Source organism: Thauera linaloolentis 47Lol = DSM 12138, from assembly GCF_000310205.1.
Lineage (GTDB): Bacteria > Pseudomonadota > Gammaproteobacteria > Burkholderiales > Rhodocyclaceae > Thauera > Thauera linaloolentis.
The window spans coordinates 43,488-60,010 of the sequence record NZ_AMXE01000014.1; the positions used below are offsets into that span (position 1 = coordinate 43,488).

Consider the following 16,523-nt stretch of genomic DNA (forward strand, 5'->3'; position numbering starts at 1 on the left):
ATGCCCTCTCCGCCCCGCTGAAGGAACGCCCATGGCAATCACCGACTGGCCCACAGACGAACGCCCCCGCGAAAAACTGCTCGCACGCGGTGCGGGCGCCCTGTCCGACGCTGAACTCCTCGCCCTCTTCCTGCGCGTCGGCATCCGCGGCCACACGGCCGTCGACCTTGCTCGGCAGTTGATCGCGCATTTCGGCACCCTGACCCGGTTGTGCTCTGCCAGCGCGAACGATTTCGCCGCCCTGCCCGGCATGGGGCTGGCGAAGTATGCCCAACTGCAGGCTGTCATGGAACTGGCGCGGCGGGCACTGGGAGAGACCCTGGCCGAACGTACGCTGCTGGACTCCCCCCAGGTCGTGCGCGACTGGCTACGCCTGCGGCTCGGCCATCTGCCGCATGAGACCTTCTGCATCATGCTGCTCGACGCACGCTATTGCCTGATCGAGGCGGTGGACCTGTTCCGCGGCACCCTGACGCAGACCAGCGTTTACCCGCGCGAGGTCGTCAAGCTGGTGCTCTCCCGCAATGCGGCCTCGGTGATCCTGGCCCACAATCACCCGTCCGGAGCCACCGAACCCAGTGCCGCCGACGAAATGCTCACCCGCGCACTCAAGGACGCGCTCGCCCTCATCGACGTCCGCATCCTCGATCACTTCGTCGTTCCCGGCCACGGCAAGCCGGTCTCATTCGCCGAACGCGGCTTGCTGTAATGCGGAAAATCGGTTTCAATCCGCCCCCCACGAGCAAGAATCGCGCACGGCACTTGCCTTCCTCACCGAGGATGCAGTATCCTCGTGCGTTTTCCGAAATCAGAATTCCCTGGAGCATCGTATGGCTCGCGTCTGCCAAGTGACCGGTAAAGCACCGATGGTGGGAAATAACGTTTCCCACGCAAATAACAAAACCAAGCGCCGTTTCCTGCCCAACCTGCAAAACCGCCGGTTCTGGAGCGAAAGCGAAAACCGCTGGATCCGCCTGCGCGTTTCCAATGCCGGCCTGCGCACCATCGACAAGAAGGGCATCGACACCGTCGTTGCCGAGCTTCGCGCCCGCGGCGAGAAGCTGTAAGCAAGCACACTAAACGGAGAACGCCATGGCCAAAGGCATCCGCGAAAAGATCAAGCTCGAATCGACCGCCGGTACCGGACACTTCTACACCACGTCGAAGAACAAGCGCACCACCCCGGGAAAGCTTGAATTCAACAAGTACGACCCCGTCGCGCGCAAGCACGTGCCGTACAAGGAAGTCAAGCTGAAGTAAGCAAGCTGAAGCAAGCCGGCGCAGCGACAAGCCCTATCAAATCAAGGGCACGGGCAGGCGAGGCATACTGACTCCAGAAAGCGGAAGGGCCATCGAGAGATCGATGGCCCTTCCGCTTTTGCGTTCGGCGGCCCATCCTGCTCGGGGCTCACCGGACACGACACCAGACGGCTTCTGGGTCAGGCACGCTGGATGTTGGAAGCCTGCTTGCCTTTGGGTCCCTGAGTGACCTCGAAGGAGACTTTGTCGCCTTCCTTCAGACTCTTGAAACCGCTCATGTTGATGGCGGAGAAATGTGCGAACAGGTCTTCGCTACCATCATCGGGCGTGATGAAACCGAAACCCTTGGAATCGTTGAACCACTTCACGGTACCAGTTGCCATATTGCTTCGTTCCTTCAAGGTTGCTTGATACGGCCGGGCCCCCGGCCGACACATCGGCGCCGCCAACAGCTCGACGAAGCCTCGAAGGAGAGCCCCGGAAAGTGGGCTTCAAAAAAGCATCGTTTCAAGCCAAGCCTGCGCACGGCCTAGCTTTTACGCAGTTGCCCGGGGGGCGTCAACGGTCTGATGATGGCATTTTTTTGCGGCGGCGCAACACCCAAACCCCTTGCTGCTGCAGCAAGATCGCCCGACCACTCCGAGCAGCGCGGACTCTCCGCTTTGCCGCAGCGCACGATCACTGCCGTGCTCCTGTTCCCCCGTACAGGCAGATCCGGGACGTCCCTGCGACGGACGGAAAGACGCCGGGAAGTTCCGCCATGACGTTTCTCCTGTGTTGCACTCCGCAACGACTCCATTAGAATGGTTTTCATGGGTACCCGGAAACAAGATGAATTCGTCCTCGAGGCGAAGCGGACGCGCACTCGTCCGCCGCCCTTATACAAGGTGCTTCTGCTCAACGACGACTACACGCCAATGGACTTCGTGATCGTCGTTCTACAGAAATATTTCAGCATGGATCGCGAACGTGCCACGCGAGTCATGCTCCAAGTTCACAGAGAGGGCATGGGGGTGTGCGGCGTCTTTCCCCGAGACATCGCAACGACCAAGGTGGAGCAGGTCGCCTCGTTTGCTCGTCAGCATCAACATCCGCTGGCATGCGTGATGGAGGAAAACTGAATGATCGCGCAAGAGCTTGAAGTGAGCCTGCACATGGCCTTCGTAGAGGCACGTCAGAAGCGTCACGAGTTCATCACCGTCGAGCATCTGCTGCTCGCCTTGCTGGACAATCCGTCAGCCGCGGAGGTGCTGCGCGCCTGCTCGGCCAACATCGACGAATTGCGCCACGAACTGAGCAATTTCATCAATGAGCATACCCCGCGCATCGAAGGCAGCGACGAAATCGACACGCAGCCGACGCTCGGCTTCCAGCGCGTCATCCAGCGCGCCATCCTTCATGTGCAGTCGTCCGGCAAGAAGGAAGTCACGGGAGCGAACGTGCTGGTGGCGATCTTCGGCGAAAAGGATTCGCACGCCGTCTATTACCTGCAGCGGCAGAACATCTCTCGCCTGGATGTCGTGAATTTCATTTCCCACGGCATCGCCAAGACCCCGCCCCAAGGCGCCGGCTCGCAGAGCCGCAGCGAAGCGGAACAGAACAGCGACCAGGAACAGGAAGAAAAGCCGGCTGGCGGCGCCCTCGAGAGCTATACCCAGAACCTGAACCAGCAGGCGCTGGTGGGCAAGATCGACCCCCTGATCGGACGCGAGAAGGAAGTCGAACGCGTCATCCAGACCCTGTGCCGCCGGCGCAAGAACAACCCCTTGCTGGTCGGCGAGGCGGGTGTTGGCAAAACGGCGATTGCCGAAGGTCTGGCCCGCCGCATCATCGAAGGCCGCGTGCCCGAAATCCTGGAAAGCGCCCAGGTCTATGCGCTCGACATGGGCGCCCTGCTCGCCGGCACCAAGTACCGGGGCGACTTCGAACAGCGCCTGAAAGCCGTGCTGAAGCAGCTCACCGAGAACCCCGGGGCCATCCTTTTCATCGACGAGATCCACACCCTGATCGGCGCCGGCGCGGCGTCGGGCGGCACCCTGGATGCATCCAACCTGCTGAAGCCGGCGCTCTCCTCCGGTCAGTTGAAGTGTATCGGCGCGACCACCTACAACGAGTTCCGCCAGATTTTCGAGAAAGATCATGCGCTGTCGCGGCGCTTCCAGAAAATCGACGTCGTCGAGCCATCGGTGGCCGAGACGGTCGAAATCCTGAAGGGGCTCAAGAGCCGCTTCGAGGAACACCACGGCATCAAGTACAGCAATTCGGCATTGTCGAGCGCCGCCGAATTGTCGGCCAAGTACATCAATGACCGTCACCTGCCCGACAAGGCGATCGATGTCATCGACGAGGCCGGCGCCGCACAGCGCATCCTGCCCAAATCCAAGCAGAAGAAGACCATCGGCAAGAACGAGATCGAGGAAATCGTCGCCAAGATCGCCCGCATCCCGCCGCGCTCCGTCTCCAACGACGACAAGGCCGCGCTGAAGACCCTCGACCGCGACTTGAAGAACGTGGTGTTCGGCCAGAACGCCGCGATCGAGGCTTTGGCGAAGGCGATCAAGATGTCGCGCTCCGGCCTCGGCAATCCGCAGAAGCCGATCGGCTCCTTCCTGTTCTCCGGCCCCACCGGCGTCGGCAAGACCGAGGTCGCGCGCCAGCTTGCCTACACCCTGGGCATAGAGCTGGTGCGTTTCGACATGTCCGAGTACATGGAGAGGCACGCGGTCAGCCGGCTGATCGGCGCACCGCCGGGCTACGTCGGCTTCGACCAGGGCGGGCTGCTGACCGAGCAGATCACCAAGAAGCCGCACTGCGTGCTGCTGCTCGACGAAATCGAGAAGGCTCATCCGGACATCTACAACATCCTGCTGCAGGTCATGGACCATGGCACCCTGACCGACAACAACGGCCGCCAGGCCGACTTCCGCAACGTGATCATCATCATGACCACCAATGCGGGGGCCGAATCCATGCAGAAGGCGGTCATCGGCTTCTCCGCCAAACGCGAACCCGGCGACGAGATGGCGGACATCAAGCGTCTGTTCACCCCCGAGTTCCGCAACCGCCTCGATGCAATCATCTCGTTCAAGGCCCTGGACAACCAGGTCATTCTGCGTGTGGTCGACAAGTTCCTGATGCAGCTCGAAGCCCAGCTGCACGAGAAGAAGGTCGAGGCGCACTTCAGCGACGAGCTCAAGGCCTGGCTGGCCGAAAAGGGCTTCGACCCGCTGATGGGCGCACGGCCGATGGCCCGTCTCATCCAGGACACCATCCGCTCCGCCCTTGCGGACGAACTGCTCTTCGGCCGTCTGGTCAATGGCGGCAGGGTGAGCATCGGCCTCGACGACGAAGACAAGGTCAAGCTGGTATTCGAAGAAACGGAAACCGCCACCGCCTGACCCTTCCTGCCGCGATCTGCAGAAACGGCGTTCCCCCTCCCGGGGAGCGCCGTTCTTTTTTGTCGCCGTGCCGTCCCAAGGCAAGAAGCCCTATTGGAGACAGCGACCCGCGCAGCGGCTGAGCGTGGGGGGTCTTTTGGGGCCCGCGCCATACGCCCGGAACAAGACGCTGGACTATCATGCGCGCTGCGCGCCCGCAACGGCGGCCTATTCACACACCGACAAGGAGCAGACATGAATATCCAGACAGCCGACCTGTGCGACACTCACGACGACAAAGTGAAAGTCGTCAGCCCGATGTTCGGCAGCTATGGTGGCCGTAGCGCATTCGGCGGCCCGATCAGCACGCTGAAAATCTTCGAGGACAACTCCTTCGTACGCAAGGCGCTCGAATCCGCCGGCAATGGCCGTGTCCTGGTCATCGACGGCGGCGCCTCGATACGCTGCGCGCTGGTAGGCGACCAGCTCGCGGAACTGGCGGTGAAGAACGGCTGGGCCGGCATCATCGTCTATGGTTGCATCCGCGATTCGAAGGCCATCGGCGGCATGGATCTGGGCGTCTTTGCGCTCGGCACCCATCCACGCAAGACGGTCAAGCGCAACACGGGCGAGGTCGACGTACCCGTCACCTTCGGTGGCGTGACTTTCGTGCCCGGCCACCATGTCTATGCCGACGAAGACGGAGTCATCGTCTCTGCGTCCGCGCTGCTCTGAAACGATGGAGACACGAGGCTCGGGCAGGATACGAGCCTCGCCTCCCCCTGCGCCGGCAGCAACACCGCAGTGCACCACCCCGAGCAGGCGATCTCATTTCACAACATTCACTTTTGTTTCATATTGCGAAAACAAACTTCCAAGCATTTGTTTTAAATGGTTAAGATTTTTTCTTATATCTTATATAAGACATGTTGCTGCTGCGCAGAATGCCTCCTATACTGCACCCCATCGACAAGGTTTTTTCTCCCTCGAGAAACCCTGTGACAGGTACCCCGCGACCGACGCCTGAAACGGCCGCGATGGTTGACACCCTTCTGCACTGAAAAGGAAGCATCATGACGCTGACCCGCGAACAGCAAATCGCCGCTCTGGAAAAAGACTGGGCCGAAAATCCCCGTTGGAAAGGCATCAAGCGCGGTTACTCCGCCGCCGACGTCGTCCGCCTGCGCGGCAGCCTGCAGCCCGAGTACACCCTCGCCCAGCGCGGCGCCAAGGTGCTGTGGGAGAAGGTCAATGGCGGTGCCAAGAAGGGTTACGTGAATGCCTTCGGCGCCATCACCGCCGGCCAGGCAATGCAACAGGCCAAGGCCGGGCTGGAAGCCGTGTATCTGTCCGGCTGGCAGGTCGCCGCCGACGGCAACACCTCCGAAACCATGTACCCGGACCAGTCGCTGTATGCCTACGACTCGGTGCCGACCATGGTCCGCCGCATCAACAACACCTTCAAGCGCGCCGACGAGATCCAATGGTCGCGCGGCATCAATCCGGGCGACGAAGGCTTCATCGACTATTTCCTGCCGATCGTCGCTGACGCGGAAGCCGGTTTCGGCGGCGTGCTGAACGCCTTCGAACTGATGAAGAACATGATCGCCGCCGGTGCCGCCGGCGTGCACTTCGAAGACCAGTTGGCGGCCGCCAAGAAGTGCGGCCACATGGGCGGCAAGGTCCTCGTGCCGACCCGCGAAGCCGTCGAGAAGCTGATCTCCGCCCGCTTCGCCGCCGACGTCATGGGCGTGCCGACGTTGATCCTGGCGCGTACCGATGCCGAGGCCGCCAACCTGATCACCTCCGACTACGACGCCAACGACAAGCCCTTCCTGACCGGCGAACGCACCCAGGAAGGCTTCTTCCGCGTCAAGAACGGTCTCGAGCAGTCGATCTCCCGCGGCGTTGCCTACGCTCCGTACGCCGATCTCGTCTGGTGCGAAACCGGCGTGCCCGACATCGGCTTCGCCCGCGAATTTGCGCAAGCCGTACTGGCCGCCTGCCCGGGCAAGCTGCTGTCCTACAACTGCTCGCCGTCCTTCAACTGGAAGAAGAACCTCAACGACACGCAGATCGCCTCCTTCCAGGAAGAACTGTCGGCGCTGGGCTACAAGTACCAGTTCATCACGCTGGCCGGCATCCACGTCAACTGGTACAACACCTTCAAGTTCGCCAAGGCCTACGCTGGCGGCGAAGGCATGAAACACTACGTCGAGATGGTCCAGGAACCGGAATTCGCCGCTCGTGAAGACGGCTACACCTTCGTCTCGCACCAGCAGGAAGTCGGTACCGGTTACTTCGACGACGTCACCACCGTGATCCAGGGCGGCTCGTCCTCGGTCAAGGCGCTGACCGGCTCGACCGAAGAAGAACAGTTCCACTAAGAAGAACGACGACCCCTACAACGGGGGAGGAGACAAAGGCCATCCCGCGGGATGGCCTTTTCCATTCAGGAAGCCGGGTACGGCACGATGCCCTCCGCCGTCACACGGTCTCCCCCATGCTCAACCATGCGGGGGCTGCATGCCTCGTTCGCCTTTGCCAGGCTTGTGTCCCGCCCGCCCGGCCTTCTGAAACTCCGCATCGAACACGGTCTTCTGCGCGCTGCTCAGCGTGGCATAGAAGGCTTCGACCGACTTGCGGGCCTCGGCCACCTCGGTCTGGCGCAGCTTGCCCATCTCTTCCATGCGCTGCATGCGCTCGATCGCGGTGGCCGGCCCGGCCTCCGCGCGGGCTCCGGCCATCGACACGGCCATACGCTCGGCACGTGCCTTCATCTCGCCCTTGAAGGTCTCGAAAGCGGGCTTTTGCTCGGGACTCAAAGCAAGTGCAAGCTCCAGGCGGGCCATGTGCAGTTCCGCACGCTGCGCCATCCGCTGTTTCATCTGCTCCGGCTCGATCTGTGACCAGCCGGCCTTCCCGCCACGCGGGCCATGACTGTCGCAGCCGCCCCTGGCCAGCACAGCGGTACTACCTACGGCTCCGGCGGCGATGGCCACGGTAACGATCGAGGTCTTGATCCAGGTTTTCATGATGCATCTCCTTTCGGGTTGGTCCTTCGTGCCCGACCGTTCGGGCGACGGAGCCATTTGAGCATCTGGATGTAAGCCGCGTTTGTCTCCACACCCCCGCTTTGCAGCCTCATGTCTCCGCTGCCCCGATTGATACGCTGGGATACAAAGCCAGGGCGGTGCGGGCTTAAGATTCACGCATGGGAAATCTCATCCGATAGGCGCGCAATGAGCCAGCAAGACCATATCCTGATCGTCGACGACGACCGCGACATCCGTAGCCTGCTCGCCGACTACCTCGAAAAGCAGGGGCTGCGCTGCACCACCGCAGGCGACGGGCGCGAGATGAAGGCTGCACTCGAGCAACACCGTGTCGACCTGATCGTGCTCGACGTGATGATGCCGGGAGAAGACGGCCTGACTCTGTGTCGCAACCTGCGCGCAGCCGGTGGCCCGCCCGCGAACCTCCCCATCCTGATGCTGACCGCCCGCGGCGACGACATGGATCGCATCCTCGGCCTCGAGATGGGGGCCGACGATTACCTGACCAAGCCTTTCGTGCCGCGCGAACTGTACGCGCGCATCCGTGCCGTACTGCGCCGCACCCGCGCACTGCCTCCGAATCTCGACGCCGCACCGCCAGCCAACGCGCGTGAGCTACGTTTCGCCCAATGGCGGCTCGATACCGTCAACCGCCACCTCATCGATGCCGCCGGTACGGTCGTCGCCCTGTCCGGCGCGGAATACCGCATGCTGTCGATCTTCCTTTCGCATCCGCAGAAAATCCTGTCGCGCGACCAGTTGATGGAACTGACGCAGGGGCGCGAAGCGGACGTCTTCGATCGCTCGATCGATCTGCAGATCAGCCGCCTGCGTCAACGCCTGGGCGACAACGCGCGGGAACCCGCGATCATCAAGACCGTACGCAACGAAGGCTACGTGTTGGCCACCGACGTCGGCGTCGTCGTGCCCGATGCCGCCACGGGCGCCTCATGACGCTGCCCTGGCCCCGCAGCCTGTTCGCCCGCCTGGTGCTGATCCTGCTGGTCGGCATCCTGATCGTCATTGCCGCCAGCCTCGCGCTTTTCGTCGGCGAACGCGAGCGCATCGGCCGCTCCGCACTGTTCGAGGGCGTGGCCCAGGAAATCGCCTCGACCGCGGACGTGCTCGACCGCCTCAGCAGCGCCGATCGCGCGCGCTGGATCGACAACCTCGGCCGCCGGCGCCTGCGCCTCGCGCTTCGCCAGCCATCCGAACGCCTCCAGCCCCTGCCCGACGACCATCCGCTGCCCGCCGCCTTGCGCGCAGCCATGCCGGAACGCACGACTGCAGCCTACGCGCACGACCGCCCCGGCATGCCGCACGCGGTGGTCGTCGCGGTCGTCAACCTCGACGATGGCACCCCTCTGCAGGTCCGCCTGCCGGGCATTCCCCCCGCGCCGCCGATCCGTGCGCCGGAACCCGGCCAACTGTTTGCGGCCCTGGCCGCACTGGTCGGCGGCGTCGGCTTGCTGACCTGGTTCGCCGTACGGCTGGCAACCCGCCCGCTGTCGCGCATGGCAGAAGCCGCCCGTGCGCTCGGTGAAGACCCCGAGCGCGCACCCATCGACACCCGCGGACCGACCGAGGTCAGCCAGGCGGCGCAAGCCTTCAACCAGATGCAGCAACGCATCCGGGAGCACGTCAGCGAACGCACCCGCATCCTGGCCGCCATCTCGCATGACTTGCAGACGCCGATCACTCGCTTGCGGCTGCGCGCCGAACTCGTCGATGACGAGGAACTGCGCGCACGCATCCAGGCCGACCTCGACAGCATGCAAGCACTGGTCAAGGAGGGCCTTGCCTACGCACGCAGCATGGACGATGCCACGCCTCCGCAGCCGATCGACCTCGACCGCCTGCTGGAAGCCCTGTGCGACGACGCGAGCGACATGGGCTGGAAGGTCGGCCTCGACGGCCGCGCCGATGCGCCGCTGCTGGCGCAGCCAACCGCCTTGCGGCGCGCCTTGTGGAATCTGATCGAGAACGGCGTGAAATTCGGCGGCGAGGTGGCCATCCACGTTGGCGCAAGGCCCGATGTCTTCGAAATCCGTATTCGCGACCACGGGCCGGGCCTGCCGGAAGACGAGTTAGAAAGGGTTTTCGAACCCTTCTACCGGCTCGAGACTTCGCGCAATCGTGAGACGGGTGGCACCGGCCTGGGGCTTGCGATCACCCGTAATCTGTTGCGCCGCCAGCGCGGCGAGGTCCACCTGTACAACCGTGCCGATGGCGGACTGGAAGCAATCGTCCTGCTGCCCCGCTCGCGGGAGACGCCACCGCCTCCACCGGCACGATGATCGCGCCCTCGTGGGGCACGGATCCCGAGCAGTTCGCCTCGGGGTGTGATTCAATGCTGGGCCGTATCGCTGCACTGCAATGTCGACGCCATGCCCGCCCTCTGGATGCTCGTTTCCTGTCTACTGTTCGCCTGCATGGGCGTCTGCGTCAAACTCGGCTCGGACACGTTCTCGACGGGAGAAATCGTGTTCTACCGCGGTGCGGTAAGCATGGCAATGATGATTGCTCTCGCGCACGCCCGGGGCATCCCGCTACGCACGCCGCACTGGCGCATGCACGTATCGCGCAGCCTATCGGGCTCGATTGCGCTGAGCTGTTATTTCTTCGCCATCGGCATCCTTCCGTTGGCGACGGCAGTGACCCTCAACTACACCTCGCCGCTCTTCGTCGCCCTGCTGCTCGCCCTCGTCTTCCGCGAGAAACTGCGCTGGCCCGGCTTGGTGTCGATGGCGATCGGCTTCGCCGGCGTCGTACTGCTGCTGCGCCCAACCCTGGCGGCGGAACAGTGGCCGGGTGCGCTGGCCGGCCTCGGCTCTGGAGCGGTTGCGAGCGTGGCCTACATCAGCGTGCGCGAACTGGGGCGTGCCGGCGAGCCGGAAGTGCGCACGGTGTTCTGGTTTTCCCTCGTGACCACACTGTTCGGCTTGGCAGGGGCATTGCACGCGGGGCCGCATCTGCCGGCCCCACGGGATTTCGCCATCCTGCTCGGCGTCGGCGTGTTCGGTGGCCTCGCCCAACTTGCCATGACCCGCTCCTACACCTACGGCCGCACGATGATGTCGGCCAATCTGAGCTACGCCACCGTCGTTTTCGCGAGCCTGTTCGGCGCCCTGCTGTGGGGTGAGACGATGCCGTGGATGAGCTGGCTGGGCGTTGCGCTCATCGTTGCCAGCGCCATCCTCATCTCGGTCCGCCGGCGCCGCAGCGCTTGACGCCGCAGGCAGAGTCGCGGTGGATTGAGCCCGGCGGGGGCGAAGGCTATAGTAGATGCCACCCAGTCAGACACGACGGAGGCCGCAATGATCAGCATCGAGCACCGCGACAATCTGGTCGCAATCACTGTTTTCGGTGAATTCGCGTTGGCCGACTACAAGGAATTCGAGGAACTGGTCAATTACAAGATCCAGTTTGCGGGGCAGATCGACCTTCTGTTCGACCTGCGCGAGATGGCGGGCTTCACGCTCGACGTAGCCTGGGAGGAGATCAAGTTCTCGCGCCAGCATGCACACGACTTCCGTCGCATCGCAGTCCTCACCAGCGACCAGTGGCTGACTTGGAGCGCCTGGGTATCGCAGCTCTTCGTGGATGCCGCAGTCCAGGTGTTCGACGATGAGGCCGAAGCCCGCGACTGGCTCGGAGCGACAATCGAGGCGGCCGAGTGAGCGCCTCGTATACGACCCTGATCGGGGCAGCAGAGCTCGCGCAACGGATCCGCGACCCCGACTGGGTCGTGTTCGACTGCCGCTTCGACCTGACCAACCCCGATTTCGGTCTTCAGGCCTATCTCGGCGCCCATGTCCCGGGGTCCTTCTTCCTCGATCTGGAAACGGATCTTTCCGCCCCGAAAACGGGGCGCAACGGCCGCCATCCGCTACCCGACCCGGCCAAGCTCGCTGCGCGCCTGGAGGCCTGCGGTGTCAGCCACCACACCCAGGTCATCGCCTATGACGACGCCAACGGCATGTTCGCCGCGCGGCTGTGGTGGCTGTTGCGCTGGCTGGGGCACAATCGCGTTGCGGTGCTGGACGGCGGCCTGCAGGCATGGTGCCGCGCCGGGCAGGCCCTGGATTCGGCCCTGCCCGAAGCACGTCCCGCCACCTACACGCTGGCCCTGCGTCCGAACCGGGTCGATGCGGATTTCGTGCTTGGTCGCCTGAACCAGCCGCGCATGACGCTGATCGACGCCCGCAGCCCGGACCGGTTTCGCGGCGAGAACGAAGTGCTGGACCCGGTGGGCGGCCACATTCCCGGTGCCATCAATCGATTTTTCCGTGACAACCTTCAGCCTGACGGCTGCTTCAAACAGGCATCGATACTGCGCGAGGAATTCGGCACCCTGCTGGGCGGGCGCTCGCCCCGCCAGGTCGTGCATCAGTGCGGCTCGGGGGTCACCGCCTGCGTCAATGTCCTTGCGATGGAATCGGCCGGCCTGTCCGGCTCGCTGTTGTATGCAGGGTCATGGAGCGAGTGGTGCGCCGATCCCCAACGCCCCGTCGCGACCGGGCAGGCCTGAGCCGCGCCCGGTTTACCAGTCGACCTTTTCCACCTGCCCGAGCGAGCGGCCCAGAAAGCGTTCCCCGATCGTCTGGAAGCGCAGCGGCACGTCGCTGACGACGAAACGGTAGTCGGCCGCCCCCTCGCCGTTGGCGCGCGCCAGCCCGGCCTCCTGCAGACGCTGGGCAGCAAGTTCGGCAGTCGTCACCGCCGAATCGATGAGCCTCACCGCCGGCCCCGCGACTTCACGCAGCAGCGGCTTGAGCAGCGGGTAATGGGTGCAGCCCAGCACCAGGCTGTCGACCTCCTCGGCAAGCACCGGACGCAGATACTCCTGCGCCGTGAGGCGCGTCACCTGATGATCCAGCCAACCCTCCTCCACCAGCGGCACGAACAGGGGACAGGCTTGCGAATAGACCCTGACCGACGGATCGAGCTCGTGCATGCGCCGCGCGTAGGCATTGCTGTTGATCGTGGTGGGCGTGCCGATCACGCCGACCCGCCGCCCACCGCCGAACGACACCGCGGCACGCGCGCCGGCCTCGATCACGTCGAGCACGGGAATGTCGCGCGCCAGCCGATGGACGACATCGGCCGCCACGGCCGCCATCGTGTTGCACGCGATGATCAACATCTTCACGTCGCACCGCAGCAGGTAATCGGTGATCTGCGCGGTGAACTGCTCGATCGTCGCCACCGATTTCACGCCATACGGCACGCGCGCGGTATCTCCGAAATAGACGATGCTCTCCAGCGGCAGGCGCTCCATCAGCGCCCGCACGACGGTGAGGCCGCCGATGCCGGAATCGAACACGCCGATCGGGCGCACGGCTCCGCCAGCGCTCAAGCCAGCACCACCGAAGCGAACTTGCGCTTGCCGACCTGCAGCACCACCTGCTCTCCGGCGCGCAGCAGCATCCCCTTGTCGTCGGCACGCTCGCCATTGATGCGCACGGCACCCTGGTCGATCATGCGCATCGCTTCGGATGTGCTGCCGGTGAGGCCGGCCTGCTTCAGCACCTGGAACAGGGCGAGGCCCTCGGCGCCGACAAGCACATTCACCTGCGGGATGTCATCGGGAATGGCATTGCGCTGGAAGCGCGCTTCGAAGTCGGCCAGCGCCTCCTCCGCCGCGCGTGCCCCATGGAAACGCGCCACGAGTTCCTGCGCCAGCATCACCTTGACGTCACGCGGGTTGCGCCCGCCTTCGACATCGCGCTTGAGACCTTCTATCTCGGCCGTGGAGCGGAAGGACAGCAGATCGTAGTAGCGCCACATCAGCGTATCGGACACCGACATCGTCTTGCCGAAAATCTCCTTCGGCGCCTCTGAGATCCCGATGTAGTTGCCGAGCGACTTCGACATCTTGTTGACGCCGTCCAGCCCTTCGAGCAGCGGCATCATCAGCACGCACTGCGGCGGCTGGCCGTAGTGCTTCTGCAGCTCACGCCCCATCAGCAGGTTGAAGCGCTGATCGGTCCCACCCATCTCGACGTCCGTCTTCATCGCCACGGAATCGTAGCCCTGGCACAGTGGGTAGAGAAACTCATGGATCGCGATCGGCTGGTTATTGCCGTAGCGCTTGGCGAAGTCATCCCGCTCCAGCATGCGCGCCACGGTCTGCTGGGCCGCCAGACGGATCATGCCCGCCGTGCCAAGCCCCTCCATCCATGTGGAGTTGAAGCAGATTTCGGTCTTCTCCGGATCGAGGATCTTGAACACTTGCTCTTCGTAGGTCCTCGCGTTCTCCATGATCTGCTCTCGCGACAGCGGCGGGCGCGTGGCGTTCTTGCCGCTCGGGTCGCCGATCATGCCGGTGAAGTCGCCGATCAGGAACATGACGTGGTGCCCCAGCTCCTGGAAGTGGCGCATCTTGTTGATCACCACCGTATGGCCAAGGTGCAGATCGGGCGCCGTAGGATCGAAACCCACCTTCACGCGCAGCGGACGGCCTGTCTTCAGTTTCTCGACCAGCTCGGCTTCGATCAGAAGTGTGTCGCTGCCACGCTTGATCAGCTCCATGGCAGCCTGTACATCAGTCATTCAATTTCTCCAAAAATACCTTCCCGAATCCAAGGCCAATTTTGCTAGAATTCCAGAAATTTTTTGCCCATCCAGGCCCAGTAAGCTCATGCAGGCGAGAAAGACCACGATTCTAGCCGAACTGCCGGCACAACTCCTCACCCGTCCCCGCCCTTGGCTGCTGGCGAGCGTCATCGGCGCATCGCTGATGGGTGTCGTTGCAGCAACCGCAGTGGCCCCCGGCAGCGACACAGCGGGCGTCGTCGTGCGCCCGGTGGTGGAAACACTGCCCACGCCGCGCGTCGCCATCGAGTCCGGCAGCGACCTCCCCTTCGTACACAGCGAACGCATCCAGGCCGGCGACACCCTGCAGTCACTGTTCCGCCGCCTGAACATCGAGGACAGCGAAGCCCTCACCTTCCTTTCGGCATCGAACGAAGGCAAGCAGGCCATCCGCCAGTTGCGGGCCGGCCGCTCGGTCACGGCAATGGTGCATGTCGACGGTCGCCTCTCCTCATTCAATCTGCCGATGGGAAATGGCGAGCAGAGCCTGCTCGTCGAGCGCGACGAAAAGGGCTCGCTCCAGTTGCGCGAATCCGAGGCGGCTGCTCAGAGCACCCTGGTCGAAATGCGCTCGGGCGTGATCCGCAGTTCCCTGTACGGCGCAACCGACGCAGCAGGCTTGCCTGACAGCGTCGCGACCCAGATGGCCGAGATCTTCGGTACCGAAATCGACTTCCATACCGACCTGCGCAAGGACGACCGCTTCAACGTCGTCTACGAAATGGTCTATCAGGACGGCAATGCCGTCCGCGCCGGCCGCATCCTGGCAGCGGAATTCATCAACCAAGGGAAACGCCACGCCGTGGTGCTGTACCGCGGCCCGAGCGGCAAGGAACAGTACTACACCGACGACGGCCGAAGCCTGCGCCAAGGCTTCCTGCGCTCGCCGCTCGAATTCTCGCGCGTGAGCTCGAGCTTCGGCCGCCGGCTGCACCCGATCAGCAGAAACTGGCGCGACCACAAGGGCACCGATTTCGCCGCCCCGACCGGCACACCTGTCAAGGCCACCTCAGATGGTACGGTCGATTTCGCGGCCACGCAGCGAGGCTACGGCAACATCGTCATCCTCAAGCACCGCGGCAACATCTCGACCGCCTACGCACACCTCCACGGGTTTGCCAAAGGGATGCGCAAGGGCAAGGAAATCAGCCAGGGAGACATCATCGGCTACGTCGGCTCGACCGGCTGGTCGACCGGCCCACACCTGCACTACGAAGTCCGCATCAACGGCATCGCACTGAATCCGATGACAGTCGCGCTACCGATGGCCGACTCGCTGAACACGAAGGAACTGGCCGCATTCCGCCGCGACACCGCCGACCTGCGCAACCGCTTCGCGCTGCTCAATTACGAACTGGCGAGCGCCAACTGAGCCGCTGCAAGGCCAGACACACCTTCCGGACGACAAAAGGGGCGCAAAGCGCCCCTCAGACTGCTGACAAAGCCTCCAAGTGATTGGGGGCTTTTTTTATAATGCAGTCATGCTCAAACCTGCCTCCCCCGCCCAGACGGAACTGGAGATGGTGACGCTGGAGCAGTTGGTTCCGAAGGCGCATCTGCTACGGCTGATCGATCGTCACATCCGGTTCGAGTTCATCCGCACTGAGACCGAATCGCTGTACTGCGCGAACAATGGCCGTCCGGCGATCGACCCGGTGGTGTTGTTCAAGATGCTGTTCATCGGCTACCTGTTCGGGATTCGCTCGGAACGACAGTTGATGCGCGAGATCGAGGTCAATGTGGCCTACCGATGGTTTCTGGGGTTGAGGCTGACCGATCCGGTGCCCGACGCCTCGACGTTGTCGCAGAATCGTCGGCGGCGCTTTGCGGGTACGGACATTGAGCAGCGCATCTTCGACGGGATCGTCGAGCAGGCAATCGCGCACAAGCTGATCGGTGGGCGGGTGCTCTACACGGACAGCACCCACCTGAAGGCCAGCGCCAACAAGCGCAAATTCGAACTGCATCAGGTCGAACAGACGCCCGCGGCCTATCTGGCCGAACTGGATGCAGCCGTCGACGCCGAGCGGGCCGCTGCCGGGCAGCGGGCGCTGCGCCGCGACGGGCCGTCCGGTACAGACAGGGATGAGGACGACGATACGGACGCACTGGGCCGCGGTGGCGAATCGCGCAAAGAGATCAAGCGCAGCACGGTTGATCCGGATTCGGGCTACATGGTGCGCGAAGGCAAGCCGGTGGGTTTCTTCTACCTCGATCACCGCACGGTCGATGG

Annotated in this window: 18 protein-coding genes; 14 read left to right on the forward strand and 4 right to left on the reverse strand. The window is 63.5% G+C overall.

Annotated elements, in window-relative coordinates:
• Positions 1–31 precede the first annotated feature (31 nt).
• The 3 genes from radC to rpmG all read left to right on the forward strand — a co-directional run bounded on the left by radC (position 32) and on the right by rpmG (position 1,260).
• Positions 32–709 (forward strand): RadC family protein, encoded by a 678-nt coding sequence (gene radC, locus C666_RS06175; RefSeq protein WP_004335518.1) that lies wholly within the window; start codon positions 32–34, stop codon positions 707–709.
• 121 nt (positions 710–830) lie between these two features.
• On the forward strand, positions 831–1,067 hold the full coding sequence (rpmB, locus tag C666_RS06180) for a 50S ribosomal protein L28 (RefSeq protein ID WP_004335519.1): 237 nt from the start codon (positions 831–833) through the stop codon (positions 1,065–1,067).
• A 25-nt stretch (positions 1,068–1,092) separates the two neighbouring features.
• A complete protein-coding gene (gene rpmG / locus C666_RS06185; protein ID WP_004335521.1) occupies positions 1,093–1,260 on the forward strand; it encodes a 50S ribosomal protein L33 in 168 nt (55 codons plus the stop codon).
• Between the two features lie 179 nt (positions 1,261–1,439).
• Here the strand turns inward: rpmG and C666_RS06190 are convergent, their stop codons facing one another.
• Entirely contained in the window at positions 1,440–1,643 is a 204-nt protein-coding gene (locus C666_RS06190; protein ID WP_004335524.1) for a cold-shock protein, read from the reverse strand.
• A 429-nt stretch (positions 1,644–2,072) separates the two neighbouring features.
• On the opposite strand from C666_RS06190, the gene clpS reads away from it, so the two are divergent.
• The 4 genes from clpS (at position 2,073) to aceA (ending at position 7,024) form a co-directional block, all read left to right on the forward strand.
• Positions 2,073–2,381 (forward strand): ATP-dependent Clp protease adapter ClpS, encoded by a 309-nt coding sequence (gene clpS / locus C666_RS06195; protein ID WP_004335527.1) that lies wholly within the window; start codon positions 2,073–2,075, stop codon positions 2,379–2,381.
• Positions 2,382–4,658 (forward strand): ATP-dependent Clp protease ATP-binding subunit ClpA, encoded by a 2,277-nt coding sequence (gene clpA / locus C666_RS06200; protein WP_004335530.1) that lies wholly within the window; start codon positions 2,382–2,384, stop codon positions 4,656–4,658.
• 234 nt (positions 4,659–4,892) lie between these two features.
• Entirely contained in the window at positions 4,893–5,372 is a 480-nt protein-coding gene (rraA, locus tag C666_RS06205) for a ribonuclease E activity regulator RraA (protein WP_004335533.1), read from the forward strand.
• Positions 5,373–5,710: 338 nt separating this feature from the next.
• Positions 5,711–7,024 carry an isocitrate lyase gene (aceA, locus tag C666_RS06210; RefSeq protein ID WP_004335535.1) on the forward strand — a complete coding sequence of 438 codons (1,314 nt, stop codon included), beginning with the start codon at positions 5,711–5,713 and terminating at the stop codon, positions 7,022–7,024.
• A gap of 120 nt (positions 7,025–7,144) precedes the next feature.
• Here aceA and C666_RS06215 read toward each other — a convergent pair whose 3' ends face one another.
• Positions 7,145–7,672 (reverse strand): Spy/CpxP family protein refolding chaperone, encoded by a 528-nt coding sequence (locus C666_RS06215; protein ID WP_004335538.1) that lies wholly within the window; start codon positions 7,670–7,672, stop codon positions 7,145–7,147.
• Positions 7,673–7,879: 207 nt separating this feature from the next.
• Between C666_RS06215 and C666_RS06220 the strand changes: the two genes are divergently transcribed.
• From C666_RS06220 to C666_RS06240, 5 genes are all read left to right on the forward strand, one after another.
• The gene (locus C666_RS06220; protein ID WP_004335540.1) at positions 7,880–8,647 is read left to right on the forward strand and encodes a response regulator; all 768 of its coding nucleotides are present in this window, start codon (positions 7,880–7,882) and stop codon (positions 8,645–8,647) included.
• The gene (locus C666_RS06225; protein WP_004335542.1) at positions 8,644–9,990 is read left to right on the forward strand and encodes an ATP-binding protein; all 1,347 of its coding nucleotides are present in this window, start codon (positions 8,644–8,646) and stop codon (positions 9,988–9,990) included. The genes C666_RS06220 and C666_RS06225 overlap by 4 nt, the downstream gene beginning before the upstream one ends.
• A gap of 90 nt (positions 9,991–10,080) precedes the next feature.
• Positions 10,081–10,923: a DMT family transporter gene (locus C666_RS06230; protein ID WP_028792346.1), complete on the forward strand. Its 843-nt coding sequence runs from the start codon at positions 10,081–10,083 to the stop codon at positions 10,921–10,923.
• A gap of 87 nt (positions 10,924–11,010) precedes the next feature.
• Positions 11,011–11,373 (forward strand): SpoIIAA family protein, encoded by a 363-nt coding sequence (locus tag C666_RS06235; protein ID WP_004335546.1) that lies wholly within the window; start codon positions 11,011–11,013, stop codon positions 11,371–11,373.
• The gene (locus C666_RS06240; protein ID WP_004335548.1) at positions 11,370–12,224 is read left to right on the forward strand and encodes a sulfurtransferase; all 855 of its coding nucleotides are present in this window, start codon (positions 11,370–11,372) and stop codon (positions 12,222–12,224) included. Before C666_RS06235 ends, C666_RS06240 begins: the two co-directional genes overlap by 4 nt.
• Positions 12,225–12,236: 12 nt before the next feature.
• On the opposite strand, the gene murI is transcribed toward C666_RS06240, so the two are convergent.
• Together murI and tyrS are read right to left on the reverse strand one after the other, a co-directional pair.
• On the reverse strand, positions 12,237–13,034 hold the full coding sequence (gene murI, locus C666_RS06245) for a glutamate racemase (RefSeq protein ID WP_004335552.1): 798 nt from the start codon (positions 13,032–13,034) through the stop codon (positions 12,237–12,239).
• Between the two features lie 14 nt (positions 13,035–13,048).
• Positions 13,049–14,248, reverse strand: coding sequence for a tyrosine--tRNA ligase (gene tyrS / locus C666_RS06250; RefSeq protein WP_004335554.1), 1,200 nt, complete (start codon positions 14,246–14,248; stop codon positions 13,049–13,051).
• Positions 14,249–14,336: 88 nt separating this feature from the next.
• On the opposite strand from tyrS, the gene C666_RS06255 reads away from it, so the two are divergent.
• Together C666_RS06255 and C666_RS06260 are read left to right on the forward strand one after the other, a co-directional pair.
• The gene (locus C666_RS06255; protein ID WP_004335557.1) at positions 14,337–15,662 is read left to right on the forward strand and encodes a M23 family metallopeptidase; all 1,326 of its coding nucleotides are present in this window, start codon (positions 14,337–14,339) and stop codon (positions 15,660–15,662) included.
• A gap of 109 nt (positions 15,663–15,771) precedes the next feature.
• Positions 15,772–16,523, forward strand: a 752-nt coding sequence (locus C666_RS06260; RefSeq protein WP_039919081.1) for an IS5/IS1182 family transposase, incomplete at its 3' end; no start/stop codon positions are given.

Coding starts and splice junctions, on each gene's coding strand:
- radC (WP_004335518.1), top strand. CDS start 32: ATGGCAATCACCGACTGGCCCACAGACGAACGCCCCCGCGAAAAACTG.
- rpmB (WP_004335519.1), top strand. CDS start 831: ATGGCTCGCGTCTGCCAAGTGACCGGTAAAGCACCGATGGTGGGAAAT.
- rpmG (WP_004335521.1), top strand. CDS start 1,093: ATGGCCAAAGGCATCCGCGAAAAGATCAAGCTCGAATCGACCGCCGGT.
- C666_RS06190 (WP_004335524.1), bottom strand. CDS start 1,643: ATGGCAACTGGTACCGTGAAGTGGTTCAACGATTCCAAGGGTTTCGGT.
- clpS (WP_004335527.1), top strand. CDS start 2,073: ATGGGTACCCGGAAACAAGATGAATTCGTCCTCGAGGCGAAGCGGACG.
- clpA (WP_004335530.1), top strand. CDS start 2,382: ATGATCGCGCAAGAGCTTGAAGTGAGCCTGCACATGGCCTTCGTAGAG.
- rraA (WP_004335533.1), top strand. CDS start 4,893: ATGAATATCCAGACAGCCGACCTGTGCGACACTCACGACGACAAAGTG.
- aceA (WP_004335535.1), top strand. CDS start 5,711: ATGACGCTGACCCGCGAACAGCAAATCGCCGCTCTGGAAAAAGACTGG.
- C666_RS06215 (WP_004335538.1), bottom strand. CDS start 7,672: ATGAAAACCTGGATCAAGACCTCGATCGTTACCGTGGCCATCGCCGCC.
- C666_RS06220 (WP_004335540.1), top strand. CDS start 7,880: ATGAGCCAGCAAGACCATATCCTGATCGTCGACGACGACCGCGACATC.
- C666_RS06225 (WP_004335542.1), top strand. CDS start 8,644: ATGACGCTGCCCTGGCCCCGCAGCCTGTTCGCCCGCCTGGTGCTGATC.
- C666_RS06230 (WP_028792346.1), top strand. CDS start 10,081: ATGCCCGCCCTCTGGATGCTCGTTTCCTGTCTACTGTTCGCCTGCATG.
- C666_RS06235 (WP_004335546.1), top strand. CDS start 11,011: ATGATCAGCATCGAGCACCGCGACAATCTGGTCGCAATCACTGTTTTC.
- tyrS (WP_004335554.1), bottom strand. CDS start 14,248: ATGACTGATGTACAGGCTGCCATGGAGCTGATCAAGCGTGGCAGCGAC.
- C666_RS06255 (WP_004335557.1), top strand. CDS start 14,337: ATGCAGGCGAGAAAGACCACGATTCTAGCCGAACTGCCGGCACAACTC.